The organism is Antribacter soli, assembly GCF_021568775.1.
GTDB lineage: Bacteria > Actinomycetota > Actinomycetes > Actinomycetales > Cellulomonadaceae > Antribacter > Antribacter soli.
Genome location: NZ_JAKGSG010000022.1, coordinates 130,140 through 151,599, shown reverse-complemented (window position 1 = coordinate 151,599; position 21,460 = coordinate 130,140). Strand labels below are relative to the sequence as shown.

The window sequence follows — 21,460 nt, the reverse complement described above, 5'->3', positions numbered from 1 at the left end:
GCACCGGCTCAGGCGTCAGGGGGCCGTCAGGCCTGCGCGACGAGCCCCGTCGCGACCGTGACGGGGATGGCCCGACGGCGCGCCGCGATGAGCGAGCCGGCACCGCCGAGGACCAGGGCGCCCGCGAGGCTCGTGAGGGCCGCGGCGTCGGCGCCCGTGATCCCCAGGGCGACCGGGGCGTCGAGCGTGGCCGCCTGTGCGGACTCGGCCTCGGTCTTGATGTGGTCCACCGTGCTGTAGACGGCCTCGGTGTTCGACACGAAGCGGGCCTCGGGGACCGCGACCAGGGCGGGCGTGACCTCCGTCGTGGCCGTCTCCGCTTCGGGCGCGTCCGTCGACGCGACGAACGGGGCCGCCGCCTCGGCTACCTGCGTCTTCTTGGCCGGGCTGCTCGCAGCAGGGGCGGCCGCCGTGGTCGTCGCCGGCGTCGCCGCAGGCTCGGCCTGAGCCGGAACCGCGGCGACGACGGGCGCGGCAGCGGGGGGTTCAGCAGCGGCGACTGGCTCGGCGACCGGCTCTACGGCGGGCTCGGCCTTGGAAGGAGCGGCGGGAGCAGGAGGGGGCGTCCACGCGGCCGTCGTCGACGTGGTGACTGCGGTCGTGACCGCGGACTTCGCGTCACCGCAGGGCCCGCTCCCCCCGCCGCCGGTCAGCGGCTGGAACGTCGTGTAATCCCAGCTTCCGGGGTCATAGCCGCCGCCGTAGCCGCCCCACCCCTGGCCTCCGTTGCCGTGGCCTCCGCCGTTGCCGCCGGAACCACCGCCGTACGAGTGGCCCGACGCCATCGCCGGGCTCGCCATCGCCGTAGCAGCGGTCGCCAGCGCGATCGTCGCAACCACGCGCGTCACCTGCGACTTCGCAGCGGACGACGACGGCTGCTTCGGTGCTGCGTGCTTCATGAGCTGCTCCAGCGGGAGTCCGGTGTACAGGGTACGAATCGCCTCGACCGTACCGGATCCGTTATAGCGGACATGCCACGCGCAGGATGAAATGCCGGAAGTGTTTATAACAATCTGGTCACGGACCATGCGGCGCGTCGGCGCCCGCAGCATCCCGAGCCAGCGCCTCCGCGTCCGCGACGATCGCCGCCTCCGCCACGCGAGCCCTCGCCCGGGCCGCCGCGCGCACCTCGACGATCCGGCCGTGGAGCCGCGCGTGGACCCGCTGCCGCACCTCCCGGGCGATCGCCTCGACGTCCGCCTCCTCGGGTCCCGGCTCGCCGCGCTGCCCGAGCTCGGCGGCCAGCCGCGTCACCGCCGCGTCCACCTCGGCCCGAACCCGCTCCTCGGCCTCGTCCAGCAGCGCCATCACTGCGGCGTCGGCCTCGCGACCCAGCCGCGTGTCCTCGAACGTGCGCGCTGCCGCATCCACGATCGACTGCGCGTGCCCGACGACGTCGCGGGCCAGCGCGGGCGCGTGCGCCTTGAGCGTGGCGAGGTCGTACAGGAGGACCCCCTCGACGTCCGCCACCCGCGGGTCCACGTCGCGGTGCAGCGCCAGGTCCAGGATGACCAGCGCCCGCCCCTCGGGCTCGTCGCCCGCGTGCGCCGCCGCCCGGCCCCGCGCCCGCACGACGGCGGCGGCGTCGAGCACGTGGTCCAGGCTGGCCTCGGGAGTGCCCGGCGCCCGGTCGCCCGGCACGACGGTCGACTCGCCGAAGTTGGCCTCGAACGCCCGGCGGGCTCGTGCGGTGCGGGGGTCCTCGGACGTGCCTTCCGCCGTCGGCCCGGCCACCGTGCCGAGGTGGACCGCTGCGCCCGCGTGCGCTCCGACGTCGGGCAGCGTGTGCCGACCGCGTGCGCCGCTGCAGCTCACGACCAGGTCGGCGTCCGCGAGCGCCTCGACGAGGTCGGAGACAGCCTCGACGTCGTGCGACTCGGCGAAGACCCCCGCGCGACCGGACTGCGAGTAGACGCGGATGTCGTGGCAGCCTCGGGCCCGCAGGGCCGCGACCGTCGCGCCCGCGTAGGAGCCCGTGCCGATGAGCACGGCGCGCAGCGAGCCCCACGGGGGAAGGTCGCCATGGGCCAGGTCCAGCCCGAGGGCCACGACGGACCGGCCGGCCGAGCCGAGCGCCGTCTCGTGCCCCACGCGCTTCGACGTGCGCGACGCCGTCTGGAAGAGCAGCTCGAGCGTCTTCGACGTGGTCTCCTGCTCGCGCGCCTGCGCGAGCGCCCGCTTCACCTGGCCGGCGATCTCGCGCTCGCCCACCACCATCGAGTCCAGCCCGGAGGCGACGGCGAACAGGTGCGCGGTCACGTCTGACCCGGTGCGGACCGTGAAGCTGCGGCCGGCCGTCGCCTCGTCCACGCCCGACGCCCCGGCCACGAGCTGCGCGACGTGCGCCGTCGCGTGCCGCACGCCGTCGCCGTCGAGCGGCACGTCGACGTCGAGGTACAGCTCGAAGCGGTTGCAGGTCGAGATCACCACGGCGCCCAGGACAGGTCCGCACACGCCCACGGCGACGCGGCCCACGGACGCGGATCCCGTGGACAGTCGCTCGAGCGCGTCGAGGTCCAGCTCGCGGTGGCTGGCGGTGAGGGAGAGGAGAACCACAGTCCTCCGACTTTATGCGGTCGTGCGGGCAGGGGCAGAATCGGTAAGCGTGAAGTCCACCACGCTCGCCCCCGCCCACCCGCTCACCGACGGGCGGACGTCCGACGCCCCCCTGGTGCAGGCTCTGCGCGGTGTGCGGCCCTCCGTCACGCCCGTCTGGTTCATGCGCCAGGCCGGCCGATCCCTGCCCGAGTACCTGGAGGTGCGACGCGGGACCGGCATGCTCGAAGCGTGCCTGCGGCCGGAGCTCGCGGCCGAGATCACCCTGCAGCCCGTCCGGCGGCACGGGGTCGACGCCGCGATCTTCTTCTCCGACATCGTGGTGCCGCTGCGGCTCGCCGGGGTGGACGTCGACATCGCGCCGGGCGTCGGCCCGGTGATGGACCAGCCGTACCGCACTGCCGCCGACGTCGACCGGCTCGTCTCCCGCCGCCTCGACGACGACGCGCTCGAGCCGATCCGGCAGGCCGTCGCCCTGACCGTCGCCGAGCTGGGCTCCACCCCTCTCATCGGGTTCGGCGGCGCGCCGTTCACGCTCGCCGCGTACCTGGTCGAGGGGCGCCCGTCTCGCGACCACCTCGCCGCCCGGACCCTCATGCATGCCGACCCGGAGACGTGGGCGCGCCTCGTCGCCTGGACCGCCGACCTCACCGGTGCCTTCCTCCGTGCCCAGGTCTCGGCCGGGGCGAGCGCCGTCCAGCTCTTCGACTCGTGGGCCGGGTCGCTGTCGGCCGCGGACTACGCGGCGCGGGTCGCGCCCGCCTCGACGCGTGCGCTGTCGCACGTCGCGGACCTGCGGTTCGGTCCGGACGGTGGTGGTGTGCCCGCCATCCACTTCGGCACCGGCACCGGCCACCTCCTCCCGCTGATGCGGGGCGTCCTCGTGGACGCCGGCCTGACCCACCACGCCGTCGGCGTCGACTACCGCACGCCGCTCGACGAGGCCGCCGCGCTGCTACCGGGAGTCCCGCTGCAGGGCAACGTCGACCCCGCGCTCCTCGCCGCGCCGTGGCCGGTGCTGGAGGCGCACGTGCGCGACGTGCTGCAGCGCGGCCAGGCCGCGCCCGGCCACGTGCTGAACCTCGGCCACGGCGTGCCGCCCGAGACCGACCCGACGGTCCTGACCCGCGTCGTCGAGCTGGTCCACTCGCCGTGAGCGGCGCCGGGGGCCGGGCGGGCGCGCCCAGACCCGTGGAGCACGCCGACGCCGTCGTGGTCGGCGCGGGGATCGGCGGCCTCGTCGCGGCGCACGAGCTCGCGGCGCGCGGCCTGCGCGTCGTCGTCCTGGAGGCCGCGGACCGTCCCGGCGGCCCGATCCGGGGCGGCGCTTTCCCGTCGCTCCCCGGTGTCCCGCTCGACCTCGGCGCGGAGTCCTTCGCGGCGCGCGGCACCGCCGTCGAGTCGCTGGCTCGCTCGCTCGGCCTGAGCATCGAGACGCCCGCACCCGCGCCGGCGTGGGGTTTCGCGGGCGGTCGCGCGTTCCCGCTGCCGGCGGCGGGCATCCTCGGCATCCCGGCGCGCCCCTGGGCGCGCGACGTACGCCGCGCCATCGGCTGGTCCGGCGTCGCCCGCGCCGCCCTCGACCGCGTCATGCCCCGCTCCGTCGCGGACACCTCGAACCTCGGCTCGTTCGCCCGGTCACGCCTCGGGCGCCGCGTCACCGACCGGCTGGTGGCTCCGGTTGCCGCGGGGGTGCACTCCGCGCCCCTCGACGCACTCGACGTCGCCGCGGTCGCGCCGGGGCTCCTGGAGGCGTTCGCCCGGACCGGCTCGCTGTCCCGCGCCGTCGCGTCGCTGCGCGCGGCCGCGCCCGCGGGCTCCGCGGTCCGCGGGATCGACGGCGGCATCCACAGCCTTGTGGACGCGCTCGCCGCGCGCCTCGACGTCCGGCTCGGCACGCCCGTGACCGGTCTCGAGCGCCTGCCCGGGCCCGACGACGGCGGCGCCTGGCTCGTGCGGTTCGCCCGCCCGGGCGGCGGGGTGCTGCGGACGCCGCGGCTCGTCGTCGCGACGGCCGGTGTCCCGGGCCTGGCCGACGTGATCCCGGGCCCCGGGGGGGGGGGGGGGGGGGGGGGGGGGGGGGGGCGGGGGGGGGGGGGGGCGCCCCCCGCGAGGGCTGTTGCGTGGGTTCGGCGGCCCCGGGGGCCCCCCCCCCCCCGCCCCCCCCCCCCCCCCGCGGCCAGGGTCGCTGTCCCCCGGCCCGAGCGCGGCGCCGACGTCCGGCTCGTCACGTTACTGCTCGACGCCCCCGCGCTGGACGGCGCGCCCCGCGGGTCCGGCATGCTCGTCGCGCCGGGGGAGGGCGGCGTGCGGGCGAAGGCCCTCACGCACGCGACGGCGAAGTGGCCGTGGCTGGCGCGGCGCGTCGCCGCGGCAGCCGGGCCGGGCGTGCACGTGGTGCGCCTGAGCTACGGGCGGATCGGGACCGAGACCGCCGAGCCCACCGCCGAGGAGGCCGCACGGGACGCGTCCGCGCTGCTCGGCGTGAACGTCACGGGGCGCGTCACGGACGTGCTGACGCAGCGCTGGGACGGGTCGCTGCCCCCGCCGACCCCGGCCTACCGCGCGCAGGTGCAGGCGTTCCTGGACGCCGTCGCGGCGGTTCCGGGGCTGGCCGTGACGGGCGGCTGGGTCGCGGGCACGGGCCTCGCGGCCGTCGTCGCCCACGCCCAGGCGGCAGCGGAGACGCTCGCCGGGCACACCCCACGCCGCACCCCGCGAGAGGCGGATCCTGACGCCGCGGTGTGAGGTCCGCCGCAGATCCGGACGAGTGTGCGCCTTCCATTTCGTCGCACGGGCGAGTAGGAGGAAACTGGGTTGGTGACCCCGACCCCCGAGTCCGTCAGCACGCCCGGCACCACGCCGATCCGGCTGGGCACGCGAGCGAGCGCGCTCGCGACGACGCAGAGCGGCCTGGTCGCGCGGCGCCTCGAGGAGCTCACGGGCCGCCCCGTCGAGCTGGTCCGGATCAGCACCGAGGGTGACGTCCGCACGGGTTCGCTCGCGACCCTCGGCGGCACGGGCGTCTTCGTGACCGCGCTGCGCGAGGCGTTGCTCGACGGCCGCTGCGACGTCGCCGTCCACTCCCTCAAGGACCTCCCGACCGCCCCGGCGGAGGGGCTCACCTACGTCACGCCCGAGCGCGAGGACCCGCGCGACGTCCTGTGCGCCCGCGACGGCCTCACGCTGGAAGGGCTGCCCTTCGGCGCGCGGGTCGGCACCGGCTCGCCGCGCCGCGCCGCGCAGGTGCGCGCTGCCCGCCCCGACCTCGACGTGGTCGACATCCGCGGCAACGTCGACACCCGCCTGGCCCGTGCGCTCGGCCCGGAGGCCGACCTGGACGCCGTGGTGCTGGCCTTCGCCGGCCTGGCACGACTCGGCCGTACCGACGCCGTGTCGGAGGTCCTCGAGACGGACGTCGTCTCACCTGCACCGGGCCAGGGCGCGCTGGCGGTCGAGGTTCGCACGGCCGACGTCGCGGGAGAGGCCGCCGGGTACGACGTCGACCTTGCCCGCGCGATCCGTGCCCTGGATCACCGCCAGACCCGTCTCGCCGTGCTCGCGGAGCGCTCCGTGCTGGCGCGGCTCGAGGCCGGCTGCGCGGCGCCGGTGGGCGCGTACGCGGTGGTGGAGGGCGGCGTGCTGCTGCTGTCGGCCGTGGTGGCCCGCGTCGACGGGACGGAGCAGCTCATGCACAGCTCGCGGGCGCACCTGTCGCCGGACGCGGGCCCGGACGAGCTCGACGGCATGGCCCGCGACCTGGGGGTGCGCGTCGCGGAGGCGCTCCTGCTGGACGGCGCCGACCGGCTCGCCCCGCTGACGGCCGCCCCGGCCCATGCCGCGTCCGCCGCCCGCCCCGCGATCGGCACGCTGTGGAGTGACGCCCCGGAGGGTGAGTGACCGAGTCGCCGTCCGAGGCCCCGGCACACCGGGACTTCCTGGCCGAGAACGCAGGACGGGTGTCGGGGCGGGTCCTCGTCGCCCGCCCCGCGGACCGCGCCGTCGGCCTGATGGCTCGCCTGCGCGCGTCGGGCGCCGAGCCCGTGGCCGCGCCGGTGACAGAACGCCTCCCGGTGCAGGACACCGGCGAGCTCGACGCGGCCCGCGGGCGCCTGGCCCGCGGTGAGTACACGTGGGTGGCGATCACCAGCGTCAACGCGGTGGACGCGTTGCTCCCGCAGGGGCCGGGTTTTGCTCACCTGACGCTCGTGGTGCGCGCGCGGTGGGCCGCCGTCGGCCCGGCGACGCGGCGCGCGCTGGAAGCCCGCGGCGTCCGCGTCGACCTGGTGCCCGAGACGGCGAGCGCCGCCGGCCTGGCCGGAGCGTTCCCCCGGGCGGCCGCGGGCAACCGGGTCCTGCTGCCCCTGGGCGACCTCGCGGACGACACCCTGGCCGCCGGGCTCGTCGCGAAGGGCTGGGCGCCCGACGTGGTCACCGCCTACCGCACGGTCTCCAGGACGCTCCCGGACGACATCCGCCGGCAGTCGTTCGACCTGGTCGTGGTGACGTCGGGCTCGGCTGCGCGGGCGATCGCCGCGCAGCTCGGTCCCCAGCACGTCGTCACGATCGGGGAGCCGTCGGCCCGGGCGGCGCGGGCCGTGGGCCACACGGTGGTCCGCGTCGCCACGCAGCCCACCGACGGGTTCCTCGCGGACGCCGCCCTCATCGCCCTCGACGACCTCGCGCACGAAGCGCTGGACCCAAAGGAGAACCTGTGACCACCTCCGGGATCGTGTACCGGCCGCGCCGCCTGCGCGCCACGCCCGGCATGCGCCGTCTCGTCGCCGAGACCAGGCTGCACGCCGCCGACCTCGTGCTGCCGCTCTTCGTCAAGGAGGGCCTGACCGAGCCGGCGCCGATCGCGTCGATGCCGGGCCAGGTGCAGCACACGCTGGAGACGCTCGGCAAGGCGGTCGAGCGGGCCGCCGAGGCGGGCCTCGGCGGCGTGATGCTGTTCGGCATCCCGGCCCGCCGCGACGCCACGGGCTCGCAGGGCGACGCGGAGGACGGCATCCTGCAGCGGGCGCTGCGCGTCGCGCGCGAGGCGGCGGGCGACGCCGGTCGCGTGGCCGGCTCCCGCCCCGCCCCGGTCGTCATGGCGGACACCTGCCTCGACGAGTTCACCGACCACGGCCACTGCGGCGTCCTGGCGAAGGACGGGACCGTGGACAACGACGCGACGCTCGACCGGTACGCCTCGATGGCGGTGGCGCAGGCGCGGGCGGGCGCGGAGGTCGTGGCCCCCTCCGGGATGATGGACGGCCAGGTCGCCGTGATCCGCGACGCCCTCGACGACGCGGGCTACCTGGACGTGAGCATCCTGGCGTACAGCGCCAAGTACGCGAGCGCGTACTACGGGCCGTTCCGCGAGGCCGTCGACTCGGCGCTGCAGGGCGACCGCCGGACGTACCAGATGGACGCGGCGAACGGCCGCGAGGGCCTGCGCGAGGCCGACCTGGATCTCGCCGAGGGCGCCGACATCGTCATGGTGAAGCCGGCCGGGTCGTACCTGGACGTGCTGCGCGCCGTGGCCGACCGGTCGGACGTGCCGGTTGCGGCCTACCAGGTCTCGGGCGAGTACGCGATGATCGAGGCGGCCGCGGCGAACGGCTGGATCGACCGCAAGGGCGCGGTGCTGGAGTCCGTGACGAGCATCAAGCGCGCGGGCGCGGACGTGATCCTCACGTACTGGGCACTGGAGATCGCGGAGTGGATCAAGTGACGGGGGACCTCGGGGTGAGCGACGACGAGCGCACGACGACGGCGGAAGGCGACCGGCCGGCGTCGGCCATCGAGACCCAGGCGCTGCGGCGCACCCTGCCGGACCCGAACCACGCCGCCTTCGTGCGCGCCCAGGGCGTGATCCCGGGCGGCGTGAACTCGCCCGTGCGGGCGTACCGGAGCGTCGGCGGCGACCCGCGGTTCCTCGCGTCGGCGCGCGGCCCGTACGTCACCGACGTCGCGGGGCGCGAGTACGTGGACCTGGTGTGCTCGTGGGGCCCTGCCCTGCTGGGGCACGCCCACCCGGAGGTCGTGGCGGCCGTGCAGGAGGCCGCGGCGCGCGGGCTGTCGTTCGGCGCGCCGACGCTGGGCGAGGTCGAGCTGGCCGAGGAGGTGAGGCGCCGCGTCCCCGCGGCGGAGCGGGTGCGCCTCGTGTCCACCGGCACCGAGGCGACGATGACCGCCGTCCGCCTGGCCCGCGGCGTGACCGGCCGGCCGCTCGTCGTGAAGTTCGCCGGGTGCTACCACGGGCACGTGGACGGGCTCCTGGCGGAGGCCGGGTCGGGGGTCGCGACGCTCGCGATGCCCGGGTCGGCGGGCGTGACGGAGGCCTCGGCCGCGGAGACCCTGGTGCTGCCGTACAACGACCTCGCGGCCGTCGAGGCGGCGTTCGCGCAGCACGGCTCGCAGATCGCGGCCGTGATCACGGAGGCCGCCCCCGCCAACATGGGCGTGGTGCCGCCCGCCGAGGGCTTCAACGAGGGCCTGCGCCGGATCACGTCCGCGCACGGGGCGCTGCTGATCCTGGACGAGGTGCTGACCGGCTTCCGCGTCGGCCCGTCGGGCTGGTGGGGGCTGGAGAACGCCGCGCTCCGCTCGCAGGGGTCCGAGGGGTACGCGCCCGACCTCTTCACGTTCGGCAAGGTCATCGGCGGCGGCATGCCCGTGGCGGCGCTCGGCGGCCCGGCCACCGTCATGAACCATCTCGCGCCGCTCGGCCCGGTCTACCAGGCGGGCACGCTGTCGGGGAACCCGGTGGCGGTCGCGTCAGGCCTCACGACACTGCGCCTCGCCGACGACGGCGTGTACGCCCGGGTCGACCACGTCGCGTCCGTGCTGGCCGCCGCGGTGGGCGAGGCGCTCTCCGCCGAGGGTGTGGAGCACCGCGTGCAGCGCGCCGGCTCGCTGTTCTCCGTGTTCTTCGGGCCGCTCGCGGCGTCGCGCGGCGTGCGGGACTACGCCCAGGCGCAGGCCCAGGAGACCCACCGGTACACGGCGCTGTTCCACTCCATGCTGGAGTCCGGCGTGAACCTTCCGCCGTCGGTGTTCGAGGCGTGGTTCGTCTCCGCGGCGCACGACGACGCAGCAGTGGACCGGATCCTCGAGGCCCTCCCGGCTGCGGCGAAGGCAGCGGCGGCGGCCACGGCCTGACCGACGCGGCTGACACCCTTACCCCCTAGGGGTATAGTGGCCGCATGACCGAGACGACGAACGCACCCGAGGGGGGCTCCGGCGTCGAGCACGAGCCTGGCCACGAGCACGACGCACCGCACGGCTACGCCTCCGACAAGGAGGGGTACCTCAAGCGGATGCGCCGCATCGAGGGCCAGGTCCGCGGCATCGCGCGGATGATCGACGAGGACGTGTACTGCATCGACGTGCTGACCCAGGTGTCGGCCGTCACGAAGGCCCTGCAGGCCGTCAGCCTCGCCCTCGTCGAGGACCACCTCGGCCACTGCGTCGTCGACGCGGCCAAGGCGTCCGACGACGCCGGTGCCGCCAAGGTACGGGAAGCTGCCGAGGCCATCGCCCGCCTCGTGCGGATGTGAACTCACGAAGGGGTACCGCATGACCACCATCACCACCCTCAACGTCACCGGCATGACCTGCAGCCACTGCGCGTCGTCCGTCACGAACGAGCTGCGCGCCGTGCCCGCCGTGCAGGACGTGACCGTCGAGCTGCACGCGGGCGGCACGTCGCTCGTCCGCGTGGTCTCGTCCGACCCGCTCGAGGAGGCGCCGCTGCGTGACGCCATCGACGAGGCCGGCTACGCCGTCGAGGGCGTCGAGGTGCTGGAGAACGCCGTCGCCGCCGAGGCCGCGGCGCAGGCCCCGGCCCGCCAGGCGACGCACATGCTGCCGATCGTCCGGTCCTGACCCCTCGCACCACCCGGCCGCGACCGGCCTCGCGGTGAGACCGGCGGCCCAGGTTGCCCGTCCCGCCTCGAGGCCGGTCGCGGCCCGTCACTGAAGGAGCGCGCATGTCCACCCCCACCACCGAACGTCCCGTCGGCGAGGTCGAGCTCGCCGTCAGCGGCATGACGTGCGCGTCCTGCGTGGCGCGGGTGGAACGCAAGCTCGGCAAGATCCCGGGCGTCCTGGCGACCGTCAACCTGCCGCTCGAGTCGGCGCACGTGGTGCTGTCGGCCGACGTCGCGGACACGGACCTCGTCGCCGCCGTCGAGGCCGCCGGGTACGGCGCGACCGTGACGCGGTCGCGGCGTTCGGTCGCCGACGCCACCGCCCAGGGCGAGGTCACCGCCGAGGCGACCGGTCCGGCGTCGGACACCGAGGACACCGCCGACCGGGGGGCCGATCTGCTCCGCCGCCTGCGCGTCGCGTCCGTCCTGAGCGTGCCCGTCGTCGCCCTGTCGATGATCCCCGTTCTGGCCTTCCCGAACAGCGAGTGGGTCGTGGCGGCGCTCGCGCTGCCGGTCGTGACGTGGGCGGCCTGGCCGTTCCACACGGCCGCGGTCCGCGCTGCCCGGCACGGCACCAGCACGATGGACACGCTGGTCTCGCTGGGCGTCGTCGCGGCGACGCTGTGGTCGCTGTGGGTGCTCGTCGCCGAGACTCTCGGCGGGCGCCTCGGCATGGGCATGGGCCCGGCCCTGTACTTCGAGGTGGGGGCGGTCGTCACGACGTTCCTCCTGGCCGGCCGGTACACCGAGCACCGGTCCCGGCGCCGCGCGGGCGACGCCCTGCGCGCGCTCCTCGCGCTCGGCGCCAAGGACGCGGAGCGCGTCGCGCTCTCGCCCGAGGGCGAGCCCCTCCGGCTGCCCGACGGCGGATGGGTCACCTCGGCCGTCCCCGTCGCCGCCCTGCTGGCCGGGGACGTGTTCACCGTGCGCCCGGGGGCGACCGTCGCCACGGACGGCGTGGTCGTCGAGGGCACGTCGGCCGTGGACACGTCGCTCGTGACGGGCGAGCCGGTGCCGGTCGACGTCGCCCCCGGGGACGGGGTGACCGGCGGGACCGTCAACACGTCGGGCCACCTGCTGGTGCGCGCCACGCGCGTCGGCGAGGACACGATGCTCGCCCGGATCGGCCGGCTCGTTGCCGCTGCGCAGACCGGCAAGGCACCCGTGGCGCGGCTCGCCGACCGGATCTCGGCCGTGTTCGTGCCTGTCGTGCTCGTGCTGGCGGTGCTCACGCTCGCGGGTTGGCTGGTCGCGGGTGCAGGGGCCGACGACGCGTTCACCGCGGCCGTCGCGGTGCTGATCATCGCCTGCCCGTGCGCCCTGGGGCTCGCGACGCCCACCGCGATCCTCGTGGGCACCGGCCGCGGCGCGCAGCTCGGGGTGCTGATCCGCGGGCCGGAGGTGCTGGAGAGCACCCGGCGCGTGGACACGGTCGTGCTGGACAAGACCGGCACCGTCACCGAGGGCCGTATGCGCGTGGAGCGGGTGCTCGTCGCGGGGGCCGGCGACGCCGTCGCCGACGCCGACGCCGACGCCGACGCCGAGGGGCTCAGCGACGCCGAGGCCGAGGCGCTGCGTTACGCCGGCGCCGTCGAGAGCCTCAGCGAGCACCCGATCGCACGGGCGATCGCCGCGGCGGCGGCCGAAGTCCGCTTCGATCACGCGGATGCGCACCAGTCCGACGCCGAGACCGAGCACAACCGCGTGCTCGACCGTGACCTTGCCGAGGAGACCCGTGGGGCGCTCGAGGTGTCCGGCTTCGTCGCGCACCCGGGCGGCGGCGTCGAAGGGGTCGTACGGCGGGCGCACGTCGGGCTGCCCGTGGGCGGCACGCGCCGCGTCCTCGTCGGCCGGCCCGCCTGGCTCGCCGAGCGCGGGGTGACGGTGCCCGCCGAGGTGCGCTCCGCCGTCGGGCAGGCGGAGGAGACCGGGGCGACCGCCGTCGTCGTCGCGTGGGACGGCACGGCCCGCGCCGTGATCACGCTGCGCGACCCGGCGAAGCCGACGTCGCGGCAGGCGGTCGAGGAGCTGAAGGCCCTCGGCCTGCGCCCTTACCTGCTCACCGGGGACAACGAGGGCGCCGCCCGCGTGGCCGCCCGGGCGGTCGGGATCGCGGAAGAGGACGTCCTCGCCCGCGTGCTGCCCGAGGACAAGGCGGCCCGGGTCGCCGCGCTGCAGCGGGAGGGCCGCACGGTCGCGATGGTCGGCGACGGCGTGAACGACGCCGCCGCGCTCGCCACCGCCGACCTCGGCCTCGCCATGGGCACCGGCACCGACGCCGCGATCGAGGCTGGCGACATCACCCTCGTGCGCGGCGACCTGCGGGCTGCGGCGTCGGCCGTGCGCCTGTCCCGCAAGACGCTGCGGATCATCAAGCAGAACCTGTTCTGGGCGTTCGCGTACAACGTCGCGGCGATCCCGCTCGCGGCGGCCGGGCTGCTGAACCCGATGCTCGCGGGCGCCGCGATGGCGCTCAGCTCCGTGCTCGTGGTGAGCAACTCGCTGCGCCTGCGCCGCGCGGGCTGAGCGACCTCGGCGGCACTACCGGAAGCGCCGGCCCTCGTCCCTCCGGTAGGCCCACACGGCGAGGGCGGCGAAGAGCACCGTCCACCCGGCGAGCACCGGCAGCGCCGTCCCCGGCGCGTCCCCACCGGTCACCGCCGCGACGAGCAGGTCGCGCCCGGCGCGCGTCGGGGTCGCGAGCGAGATCCCGTCGAGCCAGGACGGGAACAGCTGGGGCGGCAGGAACAGGCCGCCGGCGAACGCGAGCGGGAACAGGATGACCTGCACCACGGGCAGCGCCGCCTTGGCCGACATCGAGTGCCCGATCCCCATCCCGAGCAGCACGAAGGGCACCGAGACGCCGAGGATCGTCGTGACGCCGGCGAGCAGCTGCACCGGTGTCACGGTGGCCTCGGTGAACAGCCACCCGATGAGGATCAGCGGCACGACGCCGAACAGCGAGAAGATCGCGCCGTTGAGCACGCGGCCCACCATGCGCGGCCCGGGCCCCGCGGGCAGCGACCGCACGAACGGGTCGAACGGGAGCTGCCGGTCCTCCGCGACCCCCAGGCCGTAGGTGAACAGGCTGGCCGAGCACACGGCGAACAGCCCGAGCGACGCCACCGCCGTGGCGGCGAACACCGGGTTCCCGGCGACGGACTCCTGCGGCACCACGAAGAAGAACATCGACATCGCGGGGAAGAGCAGGTTGCCCAGCACCGCGATGGGCACGCGGACGGTCTCGAGGAACTGGTACCGCAGGTGCAGCCAGGACAGGGCCCAGAAGGACCGCAGCGCCACGGTGCCCGACGTCGTCTCCGCGCTCATCGCGCCTCTCCCTCGCTCGCCCCGACAAGGGCGCCCGGTGTCACCAGCTCCGCGAACGCCTCCTCCAGCGTCGCCCCGCGGATCTCCAGGCCGGCGAAGTCCGTCCCGGAGCCCACCAGCTCGCGCACGAGCGCGTCGGAGTCGGCCGTCCAGAGCACCTGCCGGTCGCCGGCCTCCCGCTCCGCGCGGGCGACCCCGGGCAGGCCGCCGAGGTCGGCGCTGCTCGACACGACCACCCGCCGCACCGACACCCGCCGGAGCACCGCGTCGAGCGTGTCGTCGGTGAGGACGCGCCCGTGGTCGATCACGACGACGCGCTCGGCGAGGGCCTGAACCTCCTCCAGGTAGTGGGAGGTGAGGAGCACCGTGCCGCCCTCCGCGTGGTAGTCGCGGATCGCGTCCCACAGGGCGGCGCGGCCGGACACGTCGAGGCCGGTCGTCGGCTCGTCGAGGAGCACGACGCGCGGCCGGCCCACCAGGGACAGGGCGACGGCGAGGCGTCGCTTCTGCCCGCCGGAGAGCGAACCGGTCTGTCGCCGGGCCAGGTCGCGCAGGCCGAACAGCTCCAGCAGCTCGCCCGTGGGGAGCGGCGACGGATAGTGCTGAGCCACGAAGTCGACCACCTCGTGCACCCGCAGGGTCGCGGGCAGCCCGGTCTCCTGCGGCGTGATGCCGAGCGACACGCGGGAGGCCGGGTCGCGGGGGTCGCCGCCGAGCAGGCGGACCGTCCCGGAGTCGGGCTTGCGCTGCCCGCTGACCAGCGACAGCAGCGTGGACTTGCCGGCACCGTTGGGCCCGAGCATCCCCACGAGCTCGCCAGGCCCGACCGCGAGCGACACGTCGTCGAGCGCCAGGACCTCGCCGAAGCGTCGCGTCACCCCCGACACCTCCACCACCTCAGTCATGCCCCGCTCCCTTCAGGAGGTTCGTCAGCGCTGTCTGGTACTCCGCGAACGCGGCGCGTCCGCGGTCGGTCAGGGCCAGGTAGGTCGCGGGGACCCGGCCCTCGTGCGTCTTGGTGACCTGCACGTACCCGGCGTCCTCGAGCTTGCGCAGGTGCGTGGACAGGTTCCCGGCGGTCATGTCGAGCAGCTTGCGGAGCCGGGGGAACGCCACCTCGTCCCCCTTCGCGAGCGTCGCGAGGGTCGCCACCACCCGCAGGCGCGCGGGCGCGTGGATCACCGGGTCGAGCTCCTCAGTCACGCGCCGCACCGCCCGGGGCGGGCAAGCCGGGCGACGCGAGCGACCGGCGTCGGACACGGACGACCTGCTCCACCACCACCATGGCGAGGAAGCCGCCCCCGCCGGCGAGGGCCATGACGAGGTAGGTGTGCGGCATGCCCGCGAACGCCGCGACCGCGGCCGTGACCAGCATCCAGGCGCCGACGGCGTACATGCGGGTCTCGCGGAACAGCAGGCCGCCCGCGATGTACATGAGGCCGACGACGATGCACGCGAAACCGTTCGCCGCCGTCGCCTGGACCTCCAGGGACGCGCCTGCGTCGCCCATGGCCCCGAGCACGGTGCCGTAGGCCATGAAGCCGAGGAACCAGGTCCATCCGTACATCGCGCCGGTACGGGAGCTCGCACCGCGCAGCCCGGCGGTCCGGGTGGTGCTGTGCACGATCGTGAGAGCCGTGGCGCCGACGATGCAGCCGGCCAGCACCCAACCCGCCCAGGCGGTGGGGAGGCCGGTCTCACGGGCGGCGGTCCACATGGCGAGGTAGCCGACCAGCCAGGCGACGCCCCACGCTCCGAAGAGGACGCGCCCGTCGGGCTCCGTGGCGTCGCGGGCGCGGTCGGTCTGCTCCCGGATCACGCGGAGCGAGTCGGCCGGGTCGAACGATCCGCCCGACGACGTGCCCTGGTCGTCGTCCATGGAGTCCGCCTCTCGGAGTAGTTTGTACTGCAAACCAGTCTGCACCGTAGGCCCCGGTGAGCACAAGGGCCTCTGCGGAGAACGGCCTGATCACCGCGGGCTCAGCCGGCGGTGCTATAACCGGCTGATGAGCAGTACCGAGTTCGCGCACGACACGCCCGCCGTCCAGACCCGGCGGCGGGTCGGTGCCGAGATCTGGATCGTCCTCGGGCTGAGCCTGGGCAAGTCCGCCGTCTACGCGGTGGTGAACATCGTCGCGCGCCTGACGGCGGGACCCCCGCTCGCGGAGCAGACGGCCACCCTCAACCCGAGCCAGTCGCCGCGCCCGTACCTGGACCTCACCTACCAGCTCCTGAGCATCGGGTTCGGGCTCGTGCCGGTCGCGCTGGCGCTGTACCTGCTGTCCGGGCGGGGGCGCGACGCCCTCGCGCGGATCGGCCTCGACCGGTCCCGCCCGGCGCGCGACACCGCCTGGGGGTTCGCGCTCGCCGCCGCGATCGGCATCCCCGGCCTCGCGTTCTACCTGGCCGGGCGCGCCATGGGCATCACGGTGCAGGTGCAGGCCTCGGCACTGAACGAGGCGTGGTGGACGGTCCCGGTGCTCGTGCTGAGCGCCCTGCAGAACGGTCTCCTCGAGGAGATGATCGCCGTCGCGTACCTGTACGAGCGCACCTCGGACCTCGGCTGGGACCGGGTGAAGTTCGTCGTCGCGAGCTCGGTCCTGCGCGGCTCGTACCACCTGTACCAGGGGTTCGGACCGTTCCTCGGCAACGTCGTCATGGGCGTCGTCTTCTCGTGGTTCTACACGTCCCGATGGGGCCGCCGCCGGGTCGTCCCGCTCGTCGTGGCGCACACCGTGCTCGATGTGGTGGCCTTCGTCGGCTACGCGCTGCTGCCGGCCAGTTGGCGCGATCTTCTCTGACCGCAGGGACGACTCCGACGGTACCCGGACATTCACCGCACCATCCCATTTGTTGGCGCGCTGAGCAGGGCACACCTCTAAACTCGCGTCTATGTCCGACACAAGCACCGACCGGGCGGAAGACGCCGCGGGCGGGGCGGACGCGGGGAGCGGAACGGCAGGAGCACCGATCCAGGACGGGCCCGCGGGCGGAGGCGCGTGGCGCATCGGCGAGGTCCGGGCCGTGACCGTGAGCAGCCCCCAGACCGGGTCGCTGCGGGCTGTCCTGGCACAGGTCCCCGACCACGGCGTGGTGCGCGTGGTGGACACTCCCGAACAGCGCGTCCGGCATCCGCGGGACCTGCTCGGGCTCGTGATGTGCGCGGTCGGCGTGGCGCTCGTGCTGGTGCTGTCCGTCGTGGCGCACGGCACCACCGAGGGGGTCACGGAGGACGTCCGCGGCTTCAACGACCTGCTCGCCCAGCTCCTGTTCGTGCCCGTCGCCGTGCTGCAGGGCATCGTGACGCTGCTGGCTCCGGTGGCCGTGCTCGTCGAGCTCGGGGTGCGCCGGCTCGGCCGCCAGGTCGTCGAGTCGATCGTCGCGGCCATGCTCGCGCTGCTCGTCGGCCTCGTCACGACGTTCCTCGTCCTGCGCCTCGGCAGCACCGAGCTGGTGCGCACCATGTCGGTCTGGGAGCGCGGCCAGGGTTACATCCTGACCATCCCCGAGTACGCCGCTGCCGTGACCGCGCTGCTCACCGTCGCCGGTCCGGCGACGCGGCGGCGGACCGTGCGGTGGTCGTGGAACCTGATGTTCGTCGCGCTCGGCATCGTGCTCATCACCGGGCAGGTCTCGCTCCCGGGCGTGCTCGTGTCGCTGCTGCTGGGCCGGATGGCGGGCCAGGCGGTGCAGTACGCATCGGGCGTCCGCAGCGAACGGGCCTACGGCCCGGACCTCGTCACGGCAGCGCAGCGGGCCGGGTTCCGGCCCAAGGCGCTGGTCCGCGTCCACGACGTGTCCGACGACGCAGCCCGCACCGGCGCCCTCGACGACCCGGTGACGGAGATCGACTCCGAGGGGCACGTGACCGCGCAGCTGCCCGTCGACGAGATGCCGGCGCCCCCGGTCGCGGCGGCCACGGCACCGCGCCGTGCAGAGGCCGCGGACACCGACACCGCCGACGCCGGCGAGGTCGCCAAGGACACCGGCGACACCGCTCCGCCGTCGGACCCGGCCGCCGTCGCCCTGACGCGCGCCGGCGACAACCGCGTCTACGCGATGTTCACCGACGACGACGTGCGCCGCGACGTCGTCGTGCTCGACGGCGACCGGCAGGTCGTCGGCATGCTCACCCGATCCTGGCGGTCCCTGCGGCTGCGCGGCATCGAGGGCCGCGCCGCGATCTCGCTGAAGGCCGTGGCCGAGCGCACCGCGCTGCTCTCCTACGCCGCCACCGCGGCCGGTGTGCGCACGCCCCGGCTGCTCGGCATCGGCGACGCCGCCGACTCCGTCGCCCTCGTGCTGGAGCACGCCCGCGGCGCGGTGTCGCTGCGCGACCTGCCCGACGACGAGGTGAGCGACGACGTCCTCGCCGAGGCCTGGGAGCAGCTCGGCCGCGCGCACGCCGCCGGCCTCACCCACCGCGCCCTCACGCCCGACGTGCTGCTCGTCCACCACGACGCCGACGGCGACCCGCACGTGTGGCTCACCGGCTGGGAGCAGGGCGAGATCGCGTCGTCGCCGCTCTCCCGCCGCTTCGACCTCGTGCAGATGGTGGCGCTGCTCGCGCTGCGCGTCGGCGCACGCCGTGCCGTCGCGTCCGCCGCCCGCGCGCTGCCCGACGACGACATCGCCGCGATCGGGCCGCTGCTCCAGTCGATCGCGCTGCCCCGCGCCACCCGGGAGGAGGTGCGCCGGCGCAAGGGCCTCCTGACCGAGCTGCGCGAGGCGCTCGTCGAGCGGCTGCCGCAGGCCGACGTGGCGCCCCAGCGCATCACCCGCTTCGGGGCCCGCACGATCGTGACGCTGACCCTGACGATCATCGCCGTGGCGGTCGTGGTCGCCACGATCAACTTCGAGCAGATCACCGCCGCGCTGCGCTCGGCGAACCCGTGGTGGGCGGCCGTCGCGTTCGCGCTCGCGATGGTCACCTGGTTCGGGGCCGCGCTCACGCTCGTCGCGTTCTCGCCCGTGCGGGTGCCGATGTGGCGCGCCACGCTCACCCAGATGGCCGGCTCGTTCGTCGCGCTCGCCGCCCCCGCGGGCATCGGCCCGGCGGCGCTCAACCTGCGGATGCTGAACCAGCGCGGCGTGACCATGCCGATGGCGGTCGCGACCGTGGCGCTCGTGCAGGTGTCGCAGTTCGTCGTGACCGTGCTGCTGCTCGTGGCGCTCAGCGTGTTCACCGGGGCGGGGGCGCTCGTCGAGCTGCCGTCGGCGGCAGTGCTGCTCACGCTCGGCAGCGTGGCCGCCGGCGTCGTGGCGGTGCTGCTCGTGCCCGGCGTACGGCGGTGGGGGATGGCGTTCATCGCGCCGCGCATGCGGCAGGTGTGGCCCCGGCTCGCGCAGATGCTCGGGCACCCGGGCCGGCTCGCCCTCGGCATCGCGGGCAACCTCGTCATGACGCTCGGCTACATCCTGGCGTTCTCCGCGTGCTTGTCGGCGTTCGGGCACACGCTGCCGGTCGTGGACATCGCGCTGGTGAACCTCGTGGGCAACGCGCTCGGCGCCCTGGTGCCCACCCCGGGCGGCCTGGGCGGCGTCGAGGGCGCCCTCACCGCCGGTCTCGCCGCCGCCGGGCTGCCGGCCTCGATCGCGCTCTCCGCGACGCTCCTGTACCGGGCGGTCACGTACTGGGGGCGCATCCCGATCGGGTGGATGGCGATGCGCTGGCTGGAGCGCCGGGGCGACCTGTAGGCGGGCTCCGCCTGCGCGCATGACGAAGGCCCGGCCCCTCGCGGGGGCCGGGCCTTGCGTCGCTGCTCACGTCAGCGAAGCGTCACTTGGCGACGGCCTTCTTCAGCAGCGAGCCGGCGCTGAGCTTCACACCGAAGTTGGCGGGGATGATGATCTCCTCGCCGGTGCGCGGGTTGCGGCCCGTGCGCTCTGCGCGCTCGACGCGCTCGGCCGAGAACAGGCCGGTGACCTTCACCGCCTCGCCAGAGGCGAGCGACTCGATGAGCACCTCCTGGAAAGCGTCGATGGCCTTCTCGGTGTCCGTCTTCGTGAGACCGGACTTCGACGCGATCGCCGAGACGAGCTCGGACTTGTTGAGCGACATGCGTTTCCCTTCTTCGGTCACGTCGCACGGCGGTCTACCGCGCGACGTCGAGCACCCATCCTGCCAGCAGATCGGCGGATCTTCGCGGAGAACGGGGCTCTTGGGCACAACATTCGGGTGACATTCTGCTCACAACGGCCTCGGCAGGGCATCGTCCGCACGTTCGAACGAATGGCAGTTGAGACGATCCACCATCTCCTGGCCGGTCTACGCTCGCAGGATGAGCGATCCTGACGCCCCGATCGCGCCCGCAGGGTTCCGCGACGCCGCGCCGCCCGACACGCCGGAGCCGGCCTCGAGGACCAAGACCGACACGCCGTCGGACACGCCCGCACCGGCGCCCGCGGGCGCGGGGCGCAACGTCGTCGTCCTCGTGGTGAGCAACCTCCTCGCCGGCGTCGGCGTCGCCTCGGGCGCCGCCGTGGGGGCGCTGCTCGCCGAGGACCTGGGCGGGACGTCCGTCGCCGGTCTCGCCCAGGCGACCGGGGTCCTCGCCGCCGCTGTCGCGTCGATCCCGCTCGCGGGGCTCGCCGCGCGGCGCGGCCGACGCCGGGCGCTGGCCCTCGGGTACGCGCTCGCGACGGTGGGCGCGCTGCTCATCGTCACCGCCGCCCTCGCCGGCCAGTTCCTCCTGCTCCTCGTGGGCCTCGCCCTGTACGGGATCGCGAACGCGACCAACCTGCAGTCCCGGTACGCCGCCGGCGAGAACGCCGGCGAGACCACGCGCGGGCGCACGATGGCCGTGGTGCTGTGGGCCACGACCGTGGGGTCCGTCGCCGGACCCAACCTCGCCGGACCGGGAGCTGCGCTCGCCCGCGCCGTCGGGCTGCCCGTCCTCGCGGGCCCGTACCTGTTCTCGCTCGCCGCGTACGTACTCGCCGGGACGGTCATCGCGCTGCTCTACCGGTCGGCACACCCGGTCGTGGCACCGGCCACGCCGCCGGGGGCGACCGCCCTCGGACACCGCCGGAAGGCCGACGGGGCGCTGGCCTCGCTCGCGTGGGCGCTGCGCATGCCGCGGACGCGCTTCGCCGTCGTGACCACCGCCGTGGCGCACTCGGTGATGATCATGGTGATGGTGATGACGCCGCTGCACATGCAGCACGGCGGGATGTCGCTCGAGCTTGTCGGCCTCGTGATCAGTCTGCACGTGCTGGGCATGTTCGCGTTCAGCCCGGTCTTCGGGTGGCTGACCGACCGGCTGGGCCCGACGGCGGTCGGGGCAGCCGGCCTGACGCTGCAGGCCTCGGCGGTGGCGGTCGGCCTCGTCGCCGCGCGGGCAGCGGCCGCGCACGGCGGCCACGGCACCGAGTCGGTCACCGCGATCGCCCTCGTCCTGCTCGGGCTCGGCTGGTCGGCCTGCGTGATCTCGGCGTCGGCCGTCCTCGCCGCCGTGCCCGACGACCGCCGACGCCTCCCACTGCAGGGCGCCACCGACGCCCTCATGAACTACGCCGGCGCGGCGGCAGCCGCCGTCGCCGGGCCGCTCCTGGCCTGGGGCGGGTTCCAGGCGGTCAACGTCGCGGGCGCGGTCCTGCTCGTGCCGGCTGTCGTGACCGTGCTGCTGGTCCGGTTCGGCCGGGCGGCCTGA

Annotated in this window: 19 protein-coding genes; 12 read left to right on the top strand and 7 right to left on the bottom strand. The window is 75.2% G+C overall.

Features of this window, described 5'->3' with window-relative positions; all coding sequences use genetic code 11:
* Positions 1–26: 26 nt before the first annotated feature.
* Together L1785_RS06590 and L1785_RS06585 are read right to left on the bottom strand one after the other, a co-directional pair.
* Positions 27–899 (bottom strand): hypothetical protein, encoded by an 873-nt coding sequence (locus L1785_RS06590; protein WP_236088407.1) that lies wholly within the window; start codon positions 897–899, stop codon positions 27–29.
* A 118-nt stretch (positions 900–1,017) separates the two neighbouring features.
* Positions 1,018–2,556 carry a glutamyl-tRNA reductase gene (locus tag L1785_RS06585; RefSeq protein ID WP_236088406.1) on the bottom strand — a complete coding sequence of 513 codons (1,539 nt, stop codon included), beginning with the start codon at positions 2,554–2,556 and terminating at the stop codon, positions 1,018–1,020.
* Positions 2,557–2,605: 49 nt separating this feature from the next.
* Here L1785_RS06585 and hemE point away from each other — a divergent pair, with 49 nt between their 5' ends.
* From hemE to L1785_RS06540, 9 genes are all read left to right on the top strand, one after another.
* Positions 2,606–3,712 (top strand): uroporphyrinogen decarboxylase, encoded by a 1,107-nt coding sequence (gene hemE / locus L1785_RS06580; protein ID WP_236088405.1) that lies wholly within the window; start codon positions 2,606–2,608, stop codon positions 3,710–3,712.
* Positions 3,709–5,304, top strand: coding sequence for a protoporphyrinogen/coproporphyrinogen oxidase (locus L1785_RS06575; RefSeq protein ID WP_236088404.1), 1,596 nt, complete (start codon positions 3,709–3,711; stop codon positions 5,302–5,304). Before hemE ends, L1785_RS06575 begins: the two co-directional genes overlap by 4 nt.
* Positions 5,305–5,376: 72 nt before the next feature.
* Positions 5,377–6,456: a hydroxymethylbilane synthase gene (gene hemC / locus L1785_RS06570; RefSeq protein ID WP_236088403.1), complete on the top strand. Its 1,080-nt coding sequence runs from the start codon at positions 5,377–5,379 to the stop codon at positions 6,454–6,456.
* Complete coding sequence (locus L1785_RS06565; RefSeq protein WP_236088402.1) at positions 6,453–7,274, top strand: uroporphyrinogen-III synthase; 822 nt, start codon at positions 6,453–6,455, stop codon at positions 7,272–7,274. The genes hemC and L1785_RS06565 overlap by 4 nt, the downstream gene beginning before the upstream one ends.
* A 50-nt stretch (positions 7,275–7,324) precedes the next feature.
* Positions 7,325–8,278, top strand: coding sequence for a porphobilinogen synthase (gene hemB / locus L1785_RS06560; protein ID WP_236088487.1), 954 nt, complete (start codon positions 7,325–7,327; stop codon positions 8,276–8,278).
* A gap of 95 nt (positions 8,279–8,373) precedes the next feature.
* Positions 8,374–9,708 carry a glutamate-1-semialdehyde 2,1-aminomutase gene (hemL, locus tag L1785_RS06555; RefSeq protein WP_236088486.1) on the top strand — a complete coding sequence of 445 codons (1,335 nt, stop codon included), beginning with the start codon at positions 8,374–8,376 and terminating at the stop codon, positions 9,706–9,708.
* A gap of 44 nt (positions 9,709–9,752) precedes the next feature.
* Positions 9,753–10,106: a metal-sensitive transcriptional regulator gene (locus tag L1785_RS06550; protein ID WP_268914913.1), complete on the top strand. Its 354-nt coding sequence runs from the start codon at positions 9,753–9,755 to the stop codon at positions 10,104–10,106.
* Between the two features lie 19 nt (positions 10,107–10,125).
* Positions 10,126–10,434, top strand: a complete 309-nt coding sequence (locus tag L1785_RS06545; RefSeq protein ID WP_236088401.1) for a heavy-metal-associated domain-containing protein — start codon at positions 10,126–10,128, stop codon at positions 10,432–10,434.
* 104 nt (positions 10,435–10,538) lie between these two features.
* Positions 10,539–13,004 (top strand): heavy metal translocating P-type ATPase, encoded by a 2,466-nt coding sequence (locus tag L1785_RS06540; protein WP_236088400.1) that lies wholly within the window; start codon positions 10,539–10,541, stop codon positions 13,002–13,004.
* Between the two features lie 15 nt (positions 13,005–13,019).
* Here the strand turns inward: L1785_RS06540 and L1785_RS06535 are convergent, their stop codons facing one another.
* Genes L1785_RS06535 through L1785_RS06520 form a run of 4 tightly spaced genes read right to left on the bottom strand, consistent with a single transcriptional unit; the run spans position 13,020 to position 15,687 of the window.
* On the bottom strand, positions 13,020–13,808 hold the full coding sequence (locus L1785_RS06535; protein ID WP_236088399.1) for an ABC transporter permease: 789 nt from the start codon (positions 13,806–13,808) through the stop codon (positions 13,020–13,022).
* On the bottom strand, positions 13,805–14,713 hold the full coding sequence (locus L1785_RS06530; RefSeq protein ID WP_236088398.1) for an ABC transporter ATP-binding protein: 909 nt from the start codon (positions 14,711–14,713) through the stop codon (positions 13,805–13,807). Before L1785_RS06530 ends, L1785_RS06535 begins: the two co-directional genes overlap by 4 nt.
* Entirely contained in the window at positions 14,706–15,011 is a 306-nt protein-coding gene (locus tag L1785_RS06525; RefSeq protein ID WP_236088397.1) for a transcriptional regulator, read from the bottom strand. Before L1785_RS06525 ends, L1785_RS06530 begins: the two co-directional genes overlap by 8 nt.
* On the bottom strand, positions 15,004–15,687 hold the full coding sequence (locus L1785_RS06520; protein ID WP_236088396.1) for a hypothetical protein: 684 nt from the start codon (positions 15,685–15,687) through the stop codon (positions 15,004–15,006). Before L1785_RS06520 ends, L1785_RS06525 begins: the two co-directional genes overlap by 8 nt.
* Positions 15,688–15,814: 127 nt before the next feature.
* Here L1785_RS06520 and L1785_RS06515 point away from each other — a divergent pair, with 127 nt between their 5' ends.
* Both L1785_RS06515 and L1785_RS06510 read left to right on the top strand, forming a co-directional pair.
* Complete coding sequence (locus L1785_RS06515; protein ID WP_236088395.1) at positions 15,815–16,609, top strand: CPBP family intramembrane glutamic endopeptidase; 795 nt, start codon at positions 15,815–15,817, stop codon at positions 16,607–16,609.
* Positions 16,610–16,700: 91 nt separating this feature from the next.
* Entirely contained in the window at positions 16,701–19,505 is a 2,805-nt protein-coding gene (locus L1785_RS06510) for a lysylphosphatidylglycerol synthase transmembrane domain-containing protein (protein WP_236088394.1), read from the top strand.
* A gap of 82 nt (positions 19,506–19,587) precedes the next feature.
* Here the strand turns inward: L1785_RS06510 and L1785_RS06505 are convergent, their stop codons facing one another.
* The gene (locus L1785_RS06505) at positions 19,588–19,869 is read right to left on the bottom strand and encodes an HU family DNA-binding protein (RefSeq protein ID WP_236088393.1); all 282 of its coding nucleotides are present in this window, start codon (positions 19,867–19,869) and stop codon (positions 19,588–19,590) included.
* 220 nt (positions 19,870–20,089) lie between these two features.
* Here L1785_RS06505 and L1785_RS06500 point away from each other — a divergent pair, with 220 nt between their 5' ends.
* Positions 20,090–21,460, top strand: coding sequence for an MFS transporter (locus L1785_RS06500; RefSeq protein ID WP_236088392.1), 1,371 nt, complete (start codon positions 20,090–20,092; stop codon positions 21,458–21,460).

Excerpts from the sequence above, each read along its gene's own strand:
- L1785_RS06590 (WP_236088407.1), bottom strand. The coding sequence starts at position 899 with ATGAAGCACGCAGCACCGAAGCAGCCGTCGTCGTCCGCTGCGAAGTCG.
- hemB (WP_236088487.1), top strand. The coding sequence starts at position 7,325 with ATGCGCCGTCTCGTCGCCGAGACCAGGCTGCACGCCGCCGACCTCGTG.
- L1785_RS06550 (WP_268914913.1), top strand. The coding sequence starts at position 9,753 with ATGACCGAGACGACGAACGCACCCGAGGGGGGCTCCGGCGTCGAGCAC.
- L1785_RS06545 (WP_236088401.1), top strand. The coding sequence starts at position 10,126 with ATGACCACCATCACCACCCTCAACGTCACCGGCATGACCTGCAGCCAC.
- L1785_RS06540 (WP_236088400.1), top strand. The coding sequence starts at position 10,539 with ATGTCCACCCCCACCACCGAACGTCCCGTCGGCGAGGTCGAGCTCGCC.
- L1785_RS06535 (WP_236088399.1), bottom strand. The coding sequence starts at position 13,808 with ATGAGCGCGGAGACGACGTCGGGCACCGTGGCGCTGCGGTCCTTCTGG.
- L1785_RS06530 (WP_236088398.1), bottom strand. The coding sequence starts at position 14,713 with ATGACTGAGGTGGTGGAGGTGTCGGGGGTGACGCGACGCTTCGGCGAG.
- L1785_RS06520 (WP_236088396.1), bottom strand. The coding sequence starts at position 15,687 with ATGGACGACGACCAGGGCACGTCGTCGGGCGGATCGTTCGACCCGGCC.
- L1785_RS06515 (WP_236088395.1), top strand. The coding sequence starts at position 15,815 with ATGAGCAGTACCGAGTTCGCGCACGACACGCCCGCCGTCCAGACCCGG.
- L1785_RS06510 (WP_236088394.1), top strand. The coding sequence starts at position 16,701 with ATGTCCGACACAAGCACCGACCGGGCGGAAGACGCCGCGGGCGGGGCG.
- L1785_RS06505 (WP_236088393.1), bottom strand. The coding sequence starts at position 19,869 with ATGTCGCTCAACAAGTCCGAGCTCGTCTCGGCGATCGCGTCGAAGTCC.
- L1785_RS06500 (WP_236088392.1), top strand. The coding sequence starts at position 20,090 with ATGAGCGATCCTGACGCCCCGATCGCGCCCGCAGGGTTCCGCGACGCC.